At 55.0% G+C, this 19,741-nt stretch carries 14 protein-coding genes; 5 read left to right on the top strand and 9 right to left on the bottom strand.

The window, feature by feature from the left end:
- The first annotated feature begins 2 nt into the window (after positions 1-2).
- From HDF14_RS01110 to HDF14_RS01095, 4 genes are all read left to right on the top strand, one after another.
- Positions 3-452: a response regulator gene (locus HDF14_RS01110; RefSeq protein ID WP_183972728.1), complete on the top strand. Its 450-nt coding sequence runs from the start codon at positions 3-5 to the stop codon at positions 450-452.
- Positions 449-2,683 (top strand): sigma 54-interacting transcriptional regulator, encoded by a 2,235-nt coding sequence (locus tag HDF14_RS27100; RefSeq protein WP_183972726.1) that lies wholly within the window; start codon positions 449-451, stop codon positions 2,681-2,683. The genes HDF14_RS01110 and HDF14_RS27100 overlap by 4 nt, the downstream gene beginning before the upstream one ends.
- A gap of 128 nt (positions 2,684-2,811) precedes the next feature.
- Positions 2,812-3,093, top strand: coding sequence for a hypothetical protein (locus tag HDF14_RS01100; protein ID WP_183972724.1), 282 nt, complete (start codon positions 2,812-2,814; stop codon positions 3,091-3,093).
- The gene (locus HDF14_RS01095; protein WP_183972722.1) at positions 3,083-3,772 is read left to right on the top strand and encodes a sensor histidine kinase; all 690 of its coding nucleotides are present in this window, start codon (positions 3,083-3,085) and stop codon (positions 3,770-3,772) included. The genes HDF14_RS01100 and HDF14_RS01095 overlap by 11 nt, the downstream gene beginning before the upstream one ends.
- 62 nt (positions 3,773-3,834) lie before the next feature.
- Here HDF14_RS01095 and HDF14_RS01090 read toward each other — a convergent pair whose 3' ends face one another.
- The 4 genes from HDF14_RS01090 to HDF14_RS01075 all read right to left on the bottom strand — a co-directional run bounded on the left by HDF14_RS01090 (position 3,835) and on the right by HDF14_RS01075 (position 10,475).
- Entirely contained in the window at positions 3,835-6,342 is a 2,508-nt protein-coding gene (locus tag HDF14_RS01090) for a glycogen/starch/alpha-glucan phosphorylase (RefSeq protein ID WP_183972720.1), read from the bottom strand.
- Positions 6,343-7,367: 1,025 nt separating this feature from the next.
- A complete protein-coding gene (locus HDF14_RS01085) occupies positions 7,368-8,672 on the bottom strand; it encodes an MFS transporter (RefSeq protein WP_183972718.1) in 1,305 nt (434 codons plus the stop codon).
- Between the two features lie 247 nt (positions 8,673-8,919).
- A complete protein-coding gene (locus tag HDF14_RS01080) occupies positions 8,920-9,306 on the bottom strand; it encodes an MliC family protein (RefSeq protein ID WP_183972716.1) in 387 nt (128 codons plus the stop codon).
- Positions 9,307-9,896: 590 nt separating this feature from the next.
- Positions 9,897-10,475 carry an RNA polymerase sigma factor gene (locus HDF14_RS01075; protein ID WP_183972714.1) on the bottom strand — a complete coding sequence of 193 codons (579 nt, stop codon included), beginning with the start codon at positions 10,473-10,475 and terminating at the stop codon, positions 9,897-9,899.
- Positions 10,476-10,973: 498 nt separating this feature from the next.
- Between HDF14_RS01075 and HDF14_RS01070 the strand changes: the two genes are divergently transcribed.
- The gene (locus HDF14_RS01070; RefSeq protein WP_183972712.1) at positions 10,974-12,515 is read left to right on the top strand and encodes a CoA-acylating methylmalonate-semialdehyde dehydrogenase; all 1,542 of its coding nucleotides are present in this window, start codon (positions 10,974-10,976) and stop codon (positions 12,513-12,515) included.
- A gap of 11 nt (positions 12,516-12,526) precedes the next feature.
- Here HDF14_RS01070 and HDF14_RS01065 read toward each other — a convergent pair whose 3' ends face one another.
- The 5 genes from HDF14_RS01065 to HDF14_RS01045 all read right to left on the bottom strand — a co-directional run bounded on the left by HDF14_RS01065 (position 12,527) and on the right by HDF14_RS01045 (position 19,640).
- Positions 12,527-13,912 carry an aspartate aminotransferase family protein gene (locus HDF14_RS01065; protein ID WP_260697941.1) on the bottom strand — a complete coding sequence of 462 codons (1,386 nt, stop codon included), beginning with the start codon at positions 13,910-13,912 and terminating at the stop codon, positions 12,527-12,529.
- 33 nt (positions 13,913-13,945) lie between these two features.
- Positions 13,946-15,406: an NCS1 family nucleobase:cation symporter-1 gene (locus HDF14_RS01060; protein ID WP_183972708.1), complete on the bottom strand. Its 1,461-nt coding sequence runs from the start codon at positions 15,404-15,406 to the stop codon at positions 13,946-13,948.
- A complete protein-coding gene (gene hydA, locus HDF14_RS01055) occupies positions 15,397-16,800 on the bottom strand; it encodes a dihydropyrimidinase (RefSeq protein ID WP_183972706.1) in 1,404 nt (467 codons plus the stop codon). The genes HDF14_RS01060 and hydA overlap by 10 nt, the downstream gene beginning before the upstream one ends.
- Before the next feature lie 70 nt (positions 16,801-16,870).
- Complete coding sequence (preA, locus tag HDF14_RS01050; RefSeq protein ID WP_183972704.1) at positions 16,871-18,295, bottom strand: NAD-dependent dihydropyrimidine dehydrogenase subunit PreA; 1,425 nt, start codon at positions 18,293-18,295, stop codon at positions 16,871-16,873.
- Positions 18,282-19,640, bottom strand: coding sequence for an NAD(P)-dependent oxidoreductase (locus tag HDF14_RS01045; protein ID WP_183972702.1), 1,359 nt, complete (start codon positions 19,638-19,640; stop codon positions 18,282-18,284). Before HDF14_RS01045 ends, preA begins: the two co-directional genes overlap by 14 nt.
- Positions 19,641-19,741 lie beyond the last annotated feature (101 nt).

Here is a 19,741-nt window from a genome sequence, read left to right as displayed (position 1 = left end):
ACATGCAAAAACTGGGACGTATCTTGATGGTCGAAGACGACTCCAAAGATGTCGAGCTTACCCTGACCGCTCTGGAGGAATACAACCTCGCCAATGAAGTGGTTGTCACTCGAGACGGCGAAGAGGCTCTCGATTATCTTAATTGCCGAGGCAAATTTTCAGCGCGTTCCCGTGAAAATCCCGCAGTCATCCTACTGGACCTGAAGCTGCCCAAAGTAGACGGACTCGAGGTGTTGAAGCAAGTTAAAGCCGCCGAGAACCTGAGGTATATTCCTGTCGTCGTCCTTACCTCTTCCCACGAGGAGCGGGATCTGGTGACCAGCTATAAACTTGGCGTCAACGCTTACGTCGTAAAGCCGGTCGACTTTCATCAGTTCGTCAACGCCATCAAAGAACTTGGGGCCTTCTGGGCGGTCATCAACGTTCCACCGCCCGAGAGCGTAAATAAGTGAGCGCTTATCCCTGTTTACGCATTCTCTCCCTTGAGGACGACCCTAACGACGCAGAACTCATTCAGGCGGCACTCGAGGCAGAGGGCCTGGCCTGCAAGATGGCAAGGGTCGATACTCAGACCGCGTTCCGCGCTTCCCTGGAAAAGGGAGAGATCGATCTGATCCTTGCCGACTACACGCTTCCATCATTTGATGGACTTTCAGCGTTGAGGCTTGCGATGAGTACCTTGCCCGAGGTGCCTTTCATCTTTGTCTCCGGGACGCTTGGGGAAGAGGTCGCCGTTGAAGCGCTGCAGATCGGCGCCACCGACTATGTTCTCAAGACCAGGCTGTCGAGGCTCGTACCATCCGTGCTTCGTGCCCTGCGTGAAGCAAGTGGCAGAGCCGAACGCAGGCAGGTACTGAAGGCGTTGCGCCGGAGCGAGACTTTCTTGGCAGAGGCACAGCGCCTGAGCCGAACCGGTAGTTTTGGCGAGAATCTGTCGACCGGAGAAGTCTTTTGGTCCGCAGAAACCTACCGGATCTTCGAATGCGATCCGGGGATCACTCCAACAGTCGAGTTGGTGATTAAGCGAACCCATCCGGCCGATCGCGACCGGCTCAACCATGTCTTCGAACATGCCTCAGCCGACCAGGGCGACTTTGACATCGAGCATCGGCTCATTGCCGGCGATGGATCGGTAAAGTACGTTCGTGTCGTCGCACGCATCGTCAAAGGCGACGAACCGGAAGGATTGCAAATCATCGGGGCCGTCACCGACGTCACAGAGGCTAAACGAGCCGAGGACGCGTTGCGCCGGAGCGAGGGTTATCTGGCGGACGCGCAAAGCCTGACTCGTACCGGCAGTTGGGCATACGATGTGGCCGCCGGGAGGGGAGTTCACTGGTCACAAGAGAACTTTCGATTGTTGGGCTTCGATCCCGAAGGAGGAGTGCCACCGCACGAGGAGTTCCTTCAACGAATTCATCCAGAGGATCGAGAAAATTACATCAGAGTCTTTGACGAAGCGATCGCTCATCAACAGCCAAATCTTGATTTCGAATACCGGGTCGTTCTTCCGAGTGGAGAAACGAAACACATCCACTCCGTCGGCCATCCTGTCTTCGACGCATCTGGGAACTTCTGCGAGTACGTCGGTACGGCGGTGGACGTGACCGAACAGCATCAGGCAAGAGCAGCGCTTGAGACAGCTTTTCAAGAGATACAAGCGCTCAAGGATCGACTCTATAAAGAGAACATCGCGCTCCGCGAAGAAATAGTCCGAACATCGATGTTTGAGGAGATCGTAGGCGAATCAGCAGCTCTGCGGACCGTGTTGGCACGCGTCACCAAGGTAGCGCCGACCGACTCTACCGTGCTGATTACTGGCGAGACTGGTACGGGCAAAGAGTTGATTGCCCGCGCGATTCACAAACGCTCCCGGCGTGCAGCCGGCGCCTTTGTGAGTGTCAACTGTGCTGCAATTCCCACCTCTCTTATCTCATCGGAGTTGTTCGGCCATGAGAAGGGAGCCTTTACAGGCGCCACGCAACGCCGTCTCGGCCGCTTCGAGTTAGCCGAAGGAGGCACACTTTTTCTCGACGAAATCGGGGAGCTTCCCCCTGAAACGCAGATCGCTCTCCTGCGGGTTCTGCAGGAACGTGAGTTTGAGCGTGTTGGTGGCACCAAGGTCATCATTGCGAACGTGCGCGTCATTGCCGCAACCAACCGTGATTTGCAAGCCGCCATCGACGCTGGCACATTTCGCGAAGACCTCTACTACCGCTTCAACGTCTTTCCCATCGCGATGCCGGCCCTGCGTGAGAGAAGGGAAGACATCCCTCTCCTGATCGAATACTTTATCGATCGCTACTCAAGTAAAACCGGGAAAAAAATTCACAGCGTCGAGAAGCCCACGCTCGATCGACTTAAGCAATACACATGGCCCGGCAACATTCGCGAGCTGCAAAATATTGTCGAACGTTCTGTGATCCTTTGCGAGTCAGAGACTTTTGTCGTTGATGAAAGCTGGCTCACCGGAGGATTTGATCCATCGGATCGAACCGGCCCAACGCTCCTCAAGATCTCGCCTTCTGAAGAGAAGAAAGCAATCGAGGCCGCGCTCGCCGACGCTCAAGGCCGAGTGTCTGGCTCGTCAGGGGCTGCAGCCAGGCTTGGCGTTCCTGCCTCAACCCTCGACTCCAAAATCAAAGCGCTTAACATCAATAAGCACCGGTTCCGAACGAGTTAGCGGCCCGATTTCACCCACGCAAGCTTCACGAAATTCGTGAATTCACGAATTTCGTGAGCTGCGGAACGTTGAAAACCATGACCCATCAGCTACTTACAATTGGTTGTCCGATTGCACAGTAATCCACAATGTTCAAGATTCGAAGATCCGAAGACAAGGATTTAGTGACCTTCGCTTTAAGTGGCCGAATCGAGGAGGAGCAATTACCGGAGTTGCAGAAACTCCTCAAAATCGAGCCCGGTGCCAAACCAACACCCATAGCGCTTGATTTAGGAGACGTGAAGTTAGTAGACCGGGAAGTCATCAAGTTCTTTGCCGCCTGCGAAGCTCACGGAATCGTCCTAAAAAACTGCCCGTCGTACGTCCGCGAGTGGATTGAAACAGGGAGGGGGAGAAGCAATGAACCTTAGCGTCGAGCAAACCATGTCTGGTCCAACCGTCGAAACCGCCTCTGCCCATGATGTGGTCTCGTCGATCAAGCACCAGTTTCAAAGACTGTTCCGTCCTCTCGATCCCAATCCTCTCAGCTGTGAAGAACGGCAGAGCGAACGGGCGCGCATCGCACGCAAGTTACACGACACCTTAAACCAGAGCTTTCCCGGTGCCTCCATGCTGCTGGACGATTCTCTTGAAACAAATTCTGTAGATCCTTCCGATCGACACTGTTTTCAGTTCACCACTATCGAACAATCGCTCTCCGCAGTTTTGCGAAACTTCTCGCCCTCCGGGGTACGTTGTGAAATCTCCGTGACAGGAAAACCGAAGTCATTACAACCGGCGATCCTGCAGCAGATCACTTCGATTGGCCGGGAAGCGCTGGTCAATGCGTTACAGCACTCCGAAGCGACCCTCATCGAAGCCGAGGTGGAGTACTCACCTCGCAGATTGCGACTCATTGTCCGTGACAACGGTCGCGGAATCGACCCACACGTAACGCGTTCAGGAAAGCACTCGAACTGGGGCGTCTTCGGAATGCGTGAGCAAGCCGCAAGGATCGGCGCGCAGCTGAGCATATGGAGCAGATCCGGAGCCGGCACCGAAGTGGAAGTCTCGGTTCCGAATCACATCGTCGCCAACGCCTGCGCATGACATTCCTGACACGAGAGACCTAGTGGCCATGCACAGTCAAAGGCCATCAGGTCTCTGCTCTTTCACTTACTAGCCGGAAGCCCAGCTCCAATCTCAAACCGCGTAATGTTCCAGATATCTTTGCAATAATCCCGAATCGACCGATCCGAAGAAAACTGACCCATGCGCGCAGCGTTATAGATCGACATCTTCGACCATGCCTCTTGGTCCCGATACGTCTTGCAGACGCGATCCTGACAGTCAACGTAGGTCTGATAGTCGGCAAATAAAAGATACGGATCGCTATTGAGCAGACCATCCACCAAAGGACGGAAGAGGCTGCCGTCGCCGCGTGAGAACCGGCCCGAAGCGATACCGTCAATCACCTCGCGCAGTGCCCCATTCGACTCGTAGATCTGGTGAGGGTGATAGCCGGCGGCCTTCCTCGCCACAACCTCTGCCGCAGTCAGTCCGAAGAGGAAGAAGTTTTCGTGGCCCACGGCATCACGAATCTCAATGTTGGCGCCGTCGAGAGTCCCAATCGTAAGCGCCCCATTCATCGCGAACTTCATGTTGCCTGTGCCTGAAGCCTCTTTGCCCGCGGTCGAGATCTGCTCACTTAAATCTGCCGCAGGATAGACCAGCTGGCCGAAGGTGACATTGTAGTCAGGAAGAAAAACCACCTTCAGATGTTGGTTCACCTCGGGATCGCTGTTGATCACCTCAGCGACCGAGGTAATGAGTTTGATAATCAACTTCGCCATGAAGTATCCCGGCGCAGCCTTTCCGCCGAACAGGAACGTTCGAGGTGAGATCTCCAGCGTAGGATCTTTCTTCTGGCGGTAATACTGCGTCAGGATGTAAAGAACGTTCAGATGTTGCCGCTTGTACTCGTGAATACGCTTCACCTGCGCGTCGAACATCGAGCTAGGGTCAACCGAGATCCCCGTCTTTGCCGCAATGTACTGTGCAAGTCGAACCTTTACGGCGCGCTGCACCCCTTGCCACTCGGAGCGGAAGGCAGAGTCCTCGGCATAGCGCTCCAATTTCGAAAGCTGGTCCAGGTCACCAATCCAGTCATGGCCGATCTTGCTCGTCATCAGCTCTGACTGCTCAGGATTAGCGACGGCGAGCCAGCGTCGAGGGGTCACCCCATTGGTCACGTTGATAAACTTCTCAGGCCACAGCTCATAGAAATCACGAAGCACGTCGCTCTTCAGCAACTCCGTATGCAATTTTGCAACGCCATTGATGTGCCCACTTCCAACGCACGCAAGATAGGCCATGCGAACATATCTCTCACCATGCTCGTCGATGATAGACATCCGGGCCACTCGCGCCTCATCGTTCGGGAACTTCGTGCGAACGAGACTGAGAAAACGCGAATTAATCTCATAGATAATCTCGAGATGACGGGGAAGCAGTGACTGAAACATCGGCAGCGACCACCGTTCCAGCGCCTCAGGTAGAAGCGTGTGATTCGTGTAATTGAAGGTGTGCGAGGTGATATCCCACGCTTTATCCCAACCGAAACCATGAATATCTACCAGCAGCCGCATCAGTTCTGCGACTCCAATCGACGGATGGGTGTCGTTCAACTGCACCGCGCACTGCTCATGAAAATTCTCAAGGGAGTGACCAGTGGTCTCATGCCGCCGAATCATGTCCTGCAGTGAACATGAGGTGAAGAAGTACTGCTGCTGCAGGCGAAGCTCCTTGCCTCGGATCTCTTCGTCATTCGGATAAAGCACCTTCGAGATATTTTCTGCGAAGATCTTAGCTCCTACCGCGCCCTCATAGTCGCCGCTGTTAAAGCGGTCGAAGTAGAACGATTCGTTGGCTTCAGACCTCCACAGTCGAAGCGTGTTGGCGACTCCCGAGCGATATCCCACAATCGGCGTGTCGAACGGAACTCCCTTAACGACCTCATCGGGCGTCCATAGCACCTTGTACTCCCCGAAGGAATCTGCCCACGATTGTGTGTGGCCGCCGAAGCCCACCTCAACGCAGGCCTGCGGACGCCGAATCTCCCAAGGATTCCCGTACCGCAGCCAATAATCGGTCAACTCCACCTGCCAGCCATCACGAATCGCCTGGTGAAACATGCCGAACTCATAGCGAATGCCATAGCCCATCGCCGGCACTCCCAGCGTTGCCAACGAGTCGAGATAACACGCTGCGAGTCGCCCGAGGCCGCCGTTTCCCAGCCCAGGCTCGCTCTCCTGTCCGATCAAATGGTTGAGGTCGAGATCAAGCTCTCCTGCCGCCTGACGAATCACATCGTCGATTCCGAGGTTGAGGATGTTGCTTGCGAGATACGGACCCATCAGAAACTCGGCCGAGAGATAGTAGACCGTGCGCACATTGTTCTTCGCATAGTCCTCCCTGGTCGTAAGCCAGCGAGCCAGAATCCGGTCCCGCACCGTATACGCGAGGGCCATGAAGTGATCCATGTCCGTCGAGACCTCAACCCGTTTGCCGAGAACATAGAAGAGATTGTCCAGAATCCCTTGCTTCAGAGCCGCGACCGTATTGCTGGTCCGTTCGTCATCCACTATCGAATCATGCTCTTTGGATATCTGCTTCAGCATAGCGCGCCTCGTTCCTGTTGGTTGGAGAAGTGCGAATCATGAAATCGAGCTCGGCAGAATACTTTCCCGTGAAGACGATGCTAGAGACGCTTCTTATGGACAGCAATAAAATCTAGCGAAAACTTTGCCTCATTTTATGAAGAGGATTTCCCCGAACCTGCCGCAAAACGTATGTTCCGGTGCCATGTGTTGTAGAGTCGCGTTCGCATCCAAAATCTGCATCAAATATACTGAGTACTGGCATGAGCGAAGAAAATCTCAGACAACGGCTTGCGTACTTTCAGCAAAGGCTTGAAGAAGCCAAACGCAGACACTCCGCAAAAGAGCCCCACCCCCGGACGTTTGATTCCGGTTACACGACCGAAACCTTTAAGACCTGGGGCGAATCGATCTCTCTTATAAACGAACGACTTGCAACCATCAATGAGCAGCTAAAAGCTGAAGTCCGAAAGTCGAATCCGACCCGAGAAGACCTTTGAACAGAACCGCGACACCTTCATAAAGAAGTCGTAAGTGAGGACAAGCGGCGAGTTCCAACCGGCCTGAGGCAACTCTCTCCAGAGATTACTCATCAATTAACAACAGACAACAAAACCTTTTATCGAGGAGACCATCATGGCCGAGCAAGCCTCTGCAGCACATCCCCATCGACCGAAGATGGATGGATCATCTGACTCAATTTGTTTGAACTGCTTGGCGACCGTTGCAGTGAAGCACGGTGCCGATCAGCCTGACGTTTCGTTGCGCCACGTCTGTCTTCCTGCCTTCTCACCCAGACGAAATGTCCCTTTGCAGCAGTCGGCTTGAATCCAGGCGGGAGTCTCGCTCGTACCAGGCGATTCCCAACACCACTCTGCAAAAAATAAATTTGAAATCCGTGGCGTATTTTTCGCACCCTGAAATGTGACGGCTAAATCACCATCTTCACCACGCATTCCACCACATCTTGACCATCAAAACACCACGTCCTGACCACGGTTTTTTCAAAAATACCCCGAAAAAACGCCCGAATGGCCCCCCAAAAATTATTTCACCGCAGCGGCAACCGAGCCTGCGACATTCGACGGCAAACCTTCTGACCGGTCTGTCTGATGGAAGCTTCTGCCTCGCTTCTCCGGACCGAACCAGAAGATCAGCAGCAGGGAAACGATCACCAGCGTCTCGAAAGAACACAACGCCCACGGGTAACCGAACTTGCCCCGCAGCAGATTCTGCAATGGCAATACCGGTGAAGCAAACAGCACCCCGAGTTGATACACAAACCCAGGAAACAGCCCACGAATCGCATCCGGCGCCAACTCGTTCAAGTGAGCCGGAATCACGCCAAACGCACCCTGCACCCCGCTCTGCATCAGGTACGATCCAACCACAATCGCCACCACCGACCCACCGAATGCCCACATCGGCATTGCCAGCAGACACACACCAAGCGCTGCGATCACGGCATATCGCCGCCCAATTCGTTCCGACATCGCCCCCACTACAACCGCTCCAATAATCGCCCCGACGTTGTAAATAACCGGAATTCCTAGCGTCGCTTTCATCCCCAGCACAGTTGCGCCATTCATCCAGGGCAGCGTCTTCAGGAAGTCAGGATAAAGATCCTGAGTGCCATGAGAGAGGCATGTGATTGCGGTCATCAGCAGCAGAAGATATCCAAAGACGCCCATATGTTGAAACAGCGTGCCGAAGATCTTCCCGAGTGACGGCGTCCGGTGCATTCGCCACGCAGCCGATTCAGGCGCGAATGCGGCCAGCGCCACAATAACGACAGTCACTCCAGCCCCAACAAAGAACATCGTCTGCCAGCCAAACGCCGGAGCAAGGGTCTGCATTCCGATCGCTGCCATCAGGTATCCGAAAGGATAACCGCCTTGCATCAGGCCAGAAAGAACACCACGCCTGTGCCGAGGTGCGCTCTCCATCGCATAAGAAGCCCCAATACCCCAATACCCGCCCATCCCTAGGCCGTATAACAGTCGCATCGCCAAAAAGACCCAGTAGGTCGGAGCGAGACCGCTTAGCACGGTCACGGTCGAAAAGTACAGAACGCACGCAATGAGCGGCTTCTTTCGTCCGAACCTATCGGCCAGAGCTCCGAAAAATAGAGCCCCTATCGGTCGCATTGCCAGCGTAAGTGTCATGCTCCACACAATCGCTGCCTTCCCAACATGAAACTTCCCCATCAGCTCCGATATAAGAAAGACGACGACAAAAAAATCGAAGGCGTCGAGAACCCAACCGAGGATGCCGGCCGCAACGGCAAACCTCCATCCTGGAGCTCCATCTTCGGAAGTTGCTGCAGCGGATTCGGTCTCTTCAAAATTCATAAAAGAGGTCTCTCTTCACAGTTCTGATTCTTGTAGAAAATACTATAGTGCGGCGGTTGGACGTGTTTAGAACCGACAAGATCGCTTTTCATCGGATCGACACTTGCCACAGCGGCGCAAGCATGTAGTCGTCGACATGCCTGAACTTGCCGTCGAACTCACTAACTCGTAACGCGCCTACATATTCTTTGACGAAGACATGGAAGTGCTGGAGAGAAAGATGGAACCCGAATGCGCGTGAAGAGGATTACTCAACACGGTGACATTCAGAGGTCAAACTGCCCGCGATAGAATCCGAGGAAAATGTAACTCCTCGACCTCCCGCATCCCACCAGATATATTGCAAAGCCGCATATCGTGCACCTGAGCCTGACATTATGTTCGCAAAGATCAGCGAATGCCCCCCGACGGGAACAATGGCAAGACTGTTTCCCGCCCCATTCACATATTCGACCGAAAAGACCTCCGCAGGCAGTCCCATCTTGCTCCCCTGGGTGTCACACTGGTACCTCACCGTCTTCCGCGAGATCGGTTCCGAACCGCTCAAGTGAATCGTAAGATCGCTCGCCGATCCAACAACGCTCCAGGATAGAACAGCTAAGCCGGCCGCGACCTTCAACGATGGTGCGTTCATAGATTGCCTCCTCAGTCTGCTGAACTCGAAAGTGAACCCATCATAACCTTCGAGAGCCATCAGCTTTACGAAGGCCCGCGACTTTCATGGGTTGGCCGATTTCTAAGTGATTCGGAAGACACTTTCGCGCCGAGGGAGGCTGCTCCTAATTGCTAATGAGAAACCTGCGGAGGTGATGTCTCCCGTCACCTCTCGCAGGCATCACCAGCCGAAGAGCTCAACTGGCTGGAACTCAAGATCGATCTGCATGGACTGCTTTGAAGGAAAGCAGTCCATGCACACCTACAAGATTTATCGGCTGGGGAGAGTTGCTTCGGTGTAGCCACTGTCTCTCCCGTCGCATATCCGGGCACGCATTGACTTAGTGATGTGAGTGCCACGCTCGTTTCAACGACTCCCAGAAATTTGTTTGAGCGTGGCTAAATTAGCAACTTCGTCCGAGCCCCCGCTAGACGGGGATTATCTTCTCACGAACCGGCGTAAGCTGAAATACGTCCCAACTTTATAGATTTCGAGTAAGTCAGTCGGAACGCATGAACTCTTCGCGGATTCGGGAACTGGCTTGAATCAGAAGCAGACTCGATTCTTCCTCAATTCATCCGGCTGTCGCCTATGCGGCTTATATAGAACGACTTAAAAGACTGCTTCGCGCGATGGACCAACACTCTCAGATAATCGCGAGTGATACCAAATTGTTTGCACACTTCATCCTTGTCGCGCTCCTCAAGCAGCACAGATTGAAGAAGCATACGATCTCGGTCAGTCAATTCCTTCAGAATTTGGTGCACGATCCGTTGCGCATCCTTTGTCTCAAGGAGGCTGAGCGCACTTGGATCATGATTCACTAGCGTCGCTTCCGCCTCGCTGTCGAGGAACGACTCGGTTTTGTTCTTGGACCGGTAATGCTCCAACAACACGTGGTTGCAAACCGAATTTACAAATGCTCCCAGGCGATCGGGTTCTCTGAGACCATTCGGCGAGCGAACCAGTACCAGCACTCGTACAAATGTCTCCTGCCTGACGTCTTCGATGGCTTCTCTGGAATTCAATCGAGAACGCAGCTTCAGTTGGATCAGTTCTCCGAAGTAGCTGACAAAGTGCTCCTCGGTGCGGGCGTCTCCGGATCGGAGTCTCTCAAGATACGCCGCGTCGAACGCAAAAAATTGCAAGTTCTCTCTCCCCAGGCGGCTATACTGCGCCCAAGTTTACACTGTAGGAAGAGCTTGTTACGAACCCTCACCGGCAATCGTGCGTTACCTCTTTCCCAAACCTTAGTACCTCACTCGAAGGGCTGTTTGCCCCCCGACAAATGCCGAGTCATACGACACGGGTAGCCGCCATTTTTGGGCCGTCCCCCCGTATTTGGGTACTCCGACCCTGAGACTTGTCAGGTCCGAGGGCCGGCGGTATTCAACAGCGAAACCAGTGAACCAAGGCAGAGAAGCGTCCAAAAATAGGACAAAGAAATTCCAGACAGGATGACATTTAGATTGTGATCCGAGAACGACAGGCGTTTCACAATCCTCGAAAATTTCGATGAATGCGGCCCGAATAATGTCCACACCTTAAAGCCGCCCAGGCTCGCAGCCGATCAGCCCTATCGACAGACAGATTCGGCGTTCCTTCCAACCGGCTGGTACGATAGTCCTCTCAAGAGGAGGCTGCCTATGTCCGCCACATCCACTCTGCCCCCGTCCCTATCCGCCGAGCGCCAACTCCGTGAGGTCCATCACTGGGTCAACGGCGAGACTATGCGCGGAACATCCGGCCAGTTCGGAGACGTGTACAACCCGGCAACCGGCCGCGTGCAGGCGAAGGTCGCCCTCGCAACCGCCGCTGAAGTAGACCTCGCTGTAGCGGCAGCTGCCCGGGCATTTCCGGCATGGTCAGCCCAGCCGGCCCTCCGCAGAGCCCGCGTCCTCTTCCGGTTTCGCGAAATCTTCGAGCGGCGCCTCGACGAAGTGGCCGCGCTCCTCACCAGCGAGCACGGTAAGGTCTTCTCGGATGCAAAAGGCGAGGCAACCCGAGGCCTCGAAGTGGTCGAGTTCGCGACCGGCATTCCTCAGTTGCTCAAAGGTGAATACACCGAGCAAGTAGGCTCCGATATCGACAGCTGGTCCATGAGGCAACCCCTCGGCGTCGTAGCAGGAATCACTCCCTTCAACTTCCCGGCCATGGTCCCGATGTGGATGTTCCCCATAGCCCTGGCATGCGGCAACACCTTCGTCCTCAAGCCCAGCGAGCGCGACCCAAGTGCATCGCTGCTGCTCGCCGAGATGCTCAAAGAAGCGGGGTTGCCGGACGGCGTCTTCAATGTCGTCCACGGCGACAAAACAGCGGTAGACGCTCTGCTGTCCCACCCCACTGTACAGGCGATAAGTTTCGTGGGGTCGACTCCGATCGCCGAATACGTCTACCGCGAAGGAACGAAGCATGGCAAACGCGTACAAGCCCTCGGCGGCGCCAAGAATCATATGATTGTCATGCCGGACGCGGACCTCGACCAAGCCGCCGACGCGCTTGTCGGCGCCGCCTATGGATCGGCAGGCGAGCGATGCATGGCGATCTCGGTTGCGGTCACGGTAGGAAACGCCACTGCCGACAAGCTAATCGACAAGATCGAACATCGCATCGAAGGCCTGCAGATGGGCGATGGCATGAAAGAAGGCGCAGAGCTTGGCCCACTTGTTACAAAGGCGCATTTGGATCGCGTAACCGGCTACTTGCAACACGGTCAGACCGAGGGAGCAGAACTCCTCGTCGACGGTCGCGAAAACGCCCTCACAAAAGGCGAAGGCTTCTTCCTGGGCGCTTGTCTCTTCGATCACGTCAAGCCGGAGATGGAGATCTATCGTGAAGAGATCTTTGGTCCAGTGCTGGGCATCGTGCGAGCCAGCGACTTTGAAACTGCATTGAAACTGATCAACGATCACGAGTACGGCAACGGCACTTCTATCTTCACACGCGACGGGGACACCGCGCGAGACTTCGCGCACCGAGTCCAGGCTGGCATGGTCGGCATCAACGTCCCCATTCCTGTGCCGATGGCGTTCCACAGCTTCGGCGGATGGAAGCGCTCCTTGTTCGGCGATCATGCAATGTACGGACCCGAAGGCGTGCGCTTCTATACGCGCCTGAAGACGATTACTGCTCGCTGGCCGACAGGCATTCGCAAAGGAGTAGACACCTCGATGCCGACTCTGGGATAGGTTCTCCTGTCTTACTGCCCAACAGCAGCATCTGCCAGCCCGAGATGCTTATCGAGCACTGAGATCCCGTGGTCAATCTGCTCCTTGGTCACAATCAGCGGCGGAGCAATCACGAAATGCGAGACCCAGGCCTGAATCGTAACTCCATCGGCCAGTATCTTCGCGGCGATCTGATCCACCAGTAGCGGCTTTCCGGAAACCTTGTCTGAATACGTGTTGAAGGGCTCTTTCGTAGTCTGATCTTTCACCAGATCGACCGCCCAGAAAAGCCCCTTTCCGCGAACGTCCCCGACGCTGGCATGTTTGGCCTTCAACTCTCTAAGCTTGCCTTCGACATAAGGCGCAAGCTCCCGCGCCCGTTCTACAAGTCCAAGACGCTGCATCTCACGAATCGTAGCGACCGCAGGCGCAAGCGTAAGCGGATGCGCCTCGTACGTATGACCGTGGGCGAAGTAATGATCCTGAAAAAACTCAGCGATCTTCTCACTCGTAGCGCAGAGACCCAAAGGAACGTAGGCCGAAGTAATTCCCTTCGCCGTTACGAGAATGTCCGGGACAACTCCCCAGTGATTCATCGCAAACCACTCGCCGGTGCGCCCCCACCCAGTCATCACTTCATCCGCAATCAGCAAAACACCGTACTCATCGCAAATCCGGCGAAGCTTAGGCATGTACTCCTCGGGGGGAACGATTACTCCATTAGTCCCGACAATCGGTTCCACCAGAACAGCCGCCACATCCGATTCGTTCCGAATCATATGCTCGATATAGTCAGCGCAGGCGATACCGCAGCCCGGATAGGTGTGTTTGATCGGGCATTTGTAACAGTGAACCTCCGGCGCGAAGAGAATCCCCGGCCCTTTGCCACCCGGTTCCATAGCCCATCGCCGTGGATCTCCCGTAGCCGCGATAGAGCCAGCAGTCGAACCATGATAAGAGCGATACCGAGCGATGATCTTCGACTTGCCGGTGTACATGCGTGCAATTTTGAAGGCCGCCTCATTCGCCTCGGTACCAGACGTAGTAAAGAAAAACTTATTGATCCCCCGGGGAAGAACTTCCAGAAGAATCTGCGACAGTTCCGCTCGCGCGGTAGTCGCGTAACCCGGCATCGCATAGCTCAACTGCTGCGCCTGACGGGCAATCGCCTCAACAACAGCCTGATTTTTGTGACCGAGGTTAGAGCACATCAGCTGCGACGAGAAGTCGAGATACCGCTTTCCCGATCCGTCGACGATATAACAGCCTTCAGCGTCGACGATGTGCATCGGGTTCCAGCCCTTTTGAAATCGCCACGTGCCGTAGTTATGCTGGCGCGTAAGATCGACAACCTGTTGGCTGGTAAGCGGCTCTGACTTATTGGAGCTCTGAGGCTCGACAACATCGATGGGGCTCATGAGTGCCATCCTATTCTTATGGTGTTGCGTGTGTCACGAGATCGGCGAGCGTGGAGTGGCTGGCCGGTATCGCAGCATAAGGAAATAGTAGCTGGCCGCCGCCACAAAAAAACCGACGAACCAGGCGTAATCGTAGAGAAATCGCAAAGAGGAAACTGCGAGCCCGATCAACGCGACGACGACGCCCGCGACTAGGGCAACGATTGCCCTGGGATTCACGCCGCGGGTGTATTCATAGGGGCCTCCGCGTCGGTACAGGGAGATCGTATCCAGCCGCGTCCCCCGAATCAAAAAATAATCCGCCACCATAATGCCTGCAACAGGTCCCAGCAATCCTGAATAGCCGATGAGCCAGCCAAAGATATAACTGCCAAAGCTGCTCATCAGCTTCCACGGCATCATCGCGAGACCCAAAAATCCCGTAATCAATCCACCTGTACGAAAACTGATCAACCCCGGCGCAAGGTTCGAAAAGTCATTTGAAGGCGAAACCACATTTGCGCCAATATTCACATTCAACGTCGCAATCAACAAAGCAACCAGCGCGAGCAACGCAGCGAGCGGTTGATGGAAGCGTCCAAGTAAAGTGATCGGCGACCAGACCGGCTCTCCAAAGATGACCTCTGACGCCGAAGTACAAGCGATCCCGATGAAAGAATAAAGCACCATCGCGACTGGCAGACCGAACGCCTGTCCGACGATCTGAGAATCCTGCGACTTCGCATAACGCGTGAAGTCGGGAATATTCAGTGACAGAGTCGCCCAATATCCCACCATCGCCGTCAACGATGGAAAGAAGAAGCGAAGAAAACTGCCCGTCGTGTGAAATCGGCTCGGTGCCGACAGCATAGGTCCAAAGCCACCGGCCTTATGCAGCATCCAGAAGAGTAGCGTCAGCGACATCACGAGCATGAATGGTGCAGAAAAACTCTGCAGAAATCGAATCGACTCAACGCCCCGCCACACGACATACATATTCAGAAGCCAGAACCCGAGAAAACTTGCCCAAAGCACAGAAGGCACATGTGCCGTCGCTGGCCACAACACGGCAATCATCGCCGCAATTGCCTGTCCCCCAAGCCACGACTGAATCCCGAACCATCCACAAGCCACAAAAGCCCGCAACATTGCAGGCAGATTCGCCCCCCGCGTACCAAAACTCGCACGCACAAACACAGGGAAAGGAATACCGTACTTTGCCCCCGCGTGCGCATTCAGAAGCATCGGCACCAGCACGATCAGATTCCCCAAAAGAATCGTCAGGATCGCCTGTTTCCAATTCATACCGCCCGCGATCAGCGAAGACGCGAGCATATACGTCGTCACCTCCATCGACATCGAAAACCACAGAGCGATGTAGTTGTAGGTCCCCCAGGTACGTTGCGCGGCGACAGTCGGAGCAAGATCTTTGTTATAGAGCCGCGAGTCATGTTCCGCAACCAGCATTGCAGAAGACTGATCAGCGACTCCAGACGTGATCGAGCTCACTGCCATGCCCCTCCTCTCGCCTCTCGCCGCAGATATTGACCACGACCAACCGCGGCAACATATCGTCCCCCATCGGCAACGAGCTCCCCACGCGAGTAAACCTGCCGCGCATTGCCCTTAACCGTCCAACCTTCGAACAGCGAAAAATCACAACGCATATTGTGTGTCGCAGCGGAGATTACGTGTTCGGCATCAGGATCCCACAACACAATATCCGCATCCGAACCTGCAGCAATCGTTCCTTTCTTCGGGTACATCCCGAAGATACGTGCCGGCGCAGTCGACGTGATCTCGACGAACCGCTGTAGCGAAATCTTCCCTGCATTCACACCGAAGTGATACAGCAGTTGCATGCGATTCTCCACGCCAGGCCCACCATTGGGAATTTTGCTGAAGTCATCTTTCCCCAGCTGTTTCTGGTCGGCAAAGCAGAATGGACAGTGATCGGTCGAAACCACCTGCAAGTTATCTGTGACCAGTCCGTCCCAAAGCTTCGGTTGATTCTTCTTTTCTCGCAGCGGCGGAGTGAAGACATACTTTGCCTCCTCGAAGCTCTTTCCAGGCATCTGATCTTCAATCGACAGTAAAAGATACTGCGGGCACGTTTCTGCAAATGCCGGCACCCCACGATCCCGCGCCTCCCGAACCTGGTTCAGTGCATCTTCGCTCGAAAGGTGAACGATATAAACGGGGACGCCAGCCATCTCGGCCAGCGCGATGGAACGGTGCACCGCCTCTGCCTCCGCCTTCGTCGGCCTCGTCAGCGCATGATAGATCGGCGCCGTCTTCCCTTCCGCAAGCGCCTGCTGCACAATCACATCAATCGCGCTTCCATTCTCAGCATGCATACATACCAGGGCACCGTTCTTCGCCGTCTGCCGCAAAGCCTTGAAGATCGTTCCGTCATCCACCATCAGTACGTTCGGGTACGCCATAAAAAGCTTGAAGCTGGCGACACCCTCACGCACCATATCGTCCATATCGTGCAGCCCCTGCTTCCCGTTATCGGAGCCAAGATCGGTCACGATCATGTGCAGCCCATAATCGATGCAAGCCTTGCCGTCGGCCTTTGCCTTCCAGATATCGAGGGCGTCCCGCATGCGCGTTCCCTTTGCCTGGATCGCAAAATCAACGATCGTAGTTGTCCCGCCGATCGCCGCCGCACGCGTGCCGGTGAGGAAGTCATCCGCAGACGTCGTCCCCCCAAACGGCATATCCATATGAGTGTGGGCATCAATACCACCGGGCAAAACAAAAAGCCCCGCTGCATTCACCACCGTATGCCCCGCGGGATCGATGTTGGCACGCACTTCCAACACCGTACTGCCATCAATCAGCACATCTACTTTTTCAACGCGTTCAGCCGTGACAACAGTGCCGTCCTGAATCAATGTTCCCATCTTTGCTCCAGACTATTTCAACGCTACAGTTGCACAGAAAAAGGTCTCCGTCCTCATAGGCAGATCTGCATCACGTATTGGTGCTCATCACTTCGCGCGCACCCGCCGAGACCATGCCCTTTGCCACGCGCTCCTCCCAGCTTTCAGCCTCAATATCTTTGTCAATGCGCTCCATCGTAATGCAGTTTTCAACCGGACAAACCAGCGAGCAGAGATTGCAACCCACGCAATGGTGCTCATCCACACGCGGAATTCGTTCCAGCGGGGTGAGCGTACTTATCATTTTCGCCCCTCCCACGTCGAGCTTCGGAATAGGCGTCGTCGAAACCTTCCGTGCGGCCTCAACCTCGACCATCGCTGGTGTTCGCGTCGTATCGGGCACCGGAGACGTCCGGTCGAGATGGATGCATTGATGCGCACCATCCCAGCAAGCCGTATAACAAAGCTGGCACCCGATGCATAAATCCTCGTGGATGCGAGCAACGATCTGGTAGTTGAGATTCAGCTGCTTCCACTCGCGAACATTCGGAAGCGACAACCCGCGAAAATCTTCGAGAGTAGTAAACCCCTTCTCTGCCATCCAGTTCAACAGTCCGTCCTGCATATCTTCGACGATCCGATAGCCGTAGTGCATCGCAGCGGTACACACCTGCACTGTGCTACAGCCCAGCAGAATGAACTCCGCCGCATCACGCCAGCCTCCTATACCACCAATCCCCGAGAGCGGAAGCACGCTCCCAGCATCTGCCTGAATCTGCTGAACCATGTTGAGCGCAATAGGCTTCACCGCGGGCCCACAGTAGCCGCCATGCGAGCTTTTACCATCCACATTCGGGTTCGGCTGAAATGTATCGAGATCAATGCCCGTGATCGAGTTGATGGTATTGATGGCCGACAGCGCATCCGCCCCGCCGCGTTTGGCGGCACGTGCAGGAATTCGGATATCCGAAATATTAGGAGTCAGCTTGACGATCACAGGCGTGCGGGCCTTCTCCTTAACCCATCCCGTAATCTGTTCACAGTACTCCGGCACTTGTCCCACCGCAGATCCCATTCCGCGTTCACTCATTCCATGCGGACATCCAAAGTTAAGCTCAAGCCCGTCCGCACCTGCATCCTCAGCGCGTTGCACGATCTCATGCCAGGTCTCGCGCTTACTCTCAACCATCAGCGATGCAATCACCACGTGCTTCGGATACCGCCGCTTCACCTCCGCGATCTCCTGCAGATTTACCTCAATCGGACGATCCGAGATGAGCTCAATGTTATTAAAGCCCATCATGCGACGCCCCTCCCAATCGATCGACGAGTAGCGCGAACTCACATTGGTAATCGGCTCCCCAATCGTCTTCCAAACGGCTCCGCCCCAACCTGCATCGAAGGCCCGCATGATCTGCTCTCCGCAGTTCGTAGGCGGCGCAGACGCCAGCCAGAAGGGGTTGAGACACGGAATGCCGCAGAAGGTAGTTTCCAACGTCGGTTTAAACGGCGACATGTTGCGCCTCCAACCATGCAGCGATGCCGACCCCTGAGCGCTTTCCATCTGCAACTGCGTCCACTACCTCGCGTCCGCCGTTGGTGCAGTCCCCACCTGCAAAAAACTTCGGGTTGGAGGTCTGTCCCGTCGCTCGATCAATCACAATCCGACCGCGTTCAACCTGAATCTTTCCCGACTTACTCGAAGAGTTAGAGAGAAAGCCTGAGTGCGTAGCTTGCCCAATCGAAAGGATGATCAGGTCAGCTTCGAGAACGAACTCCGATCCTTCTTGAGGCACAATCGAACCATCATCTGTCGACTCAAGCCTCGTCAATTCGATCCCTTCCGCAGCTTTACTGCCACGAATGCCCGTCGGTTGAACATGCCAGAAAAACTTCACACCCTCATTCTTCGCATGTTCGTACTCAAACGTGAACGCCGACATCTGTTCCGGCCCTCGCCGATAAACGATATACACATCAGTAGCCCCAAGCCGAACGGCTGCAATCGCCGCATCAATTGCAGTATTGCCGGCTCCCACCACGACAACCCGATTGGGTACAGTCGTCAGCGAGCCGGACTTGTATCCAGCAATTAGGTCGAGCGCATTCGTTACTCCGGGGAGCCCTTCTCCAGCGACTCCGAGCTGATGAATCGCACCCAGTCCGATACCCAAGAAAACCGCATCATGTTTCTGTTCAAGTTCGGCAAGTCCCGCAGCATCGATCCTCGTCTCGAAGTGAAAGTCCACCCCCAGCTGCGCAAGCATCTCAATCTCACGCAGACTCTCCACCAACGGCAACTTGTACTCTGCAACTCCGTAGGTGTTGAGACCTCCGGGCAACGGCCGTGCGTCATATAGATCAGCCCGAATGCCGCGCCGCCGAAGCTCAGCGGCACAAGCCAGTGAAGCCGGCCCCGCGCCAACCAGCGCAGCCGACAGCCCAGTTTCAGCGCCAGGCTCAAACGGCAGCGGAGCGCCGCTTTCGTGCAACGCATCCATCGCAAAACGTTGGAGTCGTGCGATCTGAATCGGCTGTTTGTTGTAGCGATGCATCACGCAGGCCCCTTCGCAAAGCACCTCCACTGGACACGCCCGAGAACAGCTGGCTCCCAGAATATTCGCATCCAGAATCGTGCGCGCAGAGCCCGAAAGATTCCCGCTGGCAATCTTCTTGATAAATCGCGGCACATCAATATGCGTCGGGCATGCATTCGTGCACGGTGCATCGAAGCAATACAAGCAGCGATTAGCCTCAGGCACAGCAGCCTGCCGGTCGAGTGGAGGGTGCAGATCGCCAAAGCGTTCTGCCACCTCTGGCGCGGCCGCGATCTGCTCAGGAAAAGGAACGCGCGCGCTCATCAGAGTCGGATCATCCTGTCAGGCTCAACAAGATCTTTGCCGGAGAAACATCCATCGAATGTGGGTAATTGCATCACGGAAGACATCATGACCCTCCTAGA

The organism is Tunturiibacter gelidiferens, from assembly GCF_014201335.1.
Lineage (GTDB): Bacteria > Acidobacteriota > Terriglobia > Terriglobales > Acidobacteriaceae > Edaphobacter > Edaphobacter lichenicola_E.
This window is presented reverse-complemented; position numbering and strand designations above follow the sequence as displayed.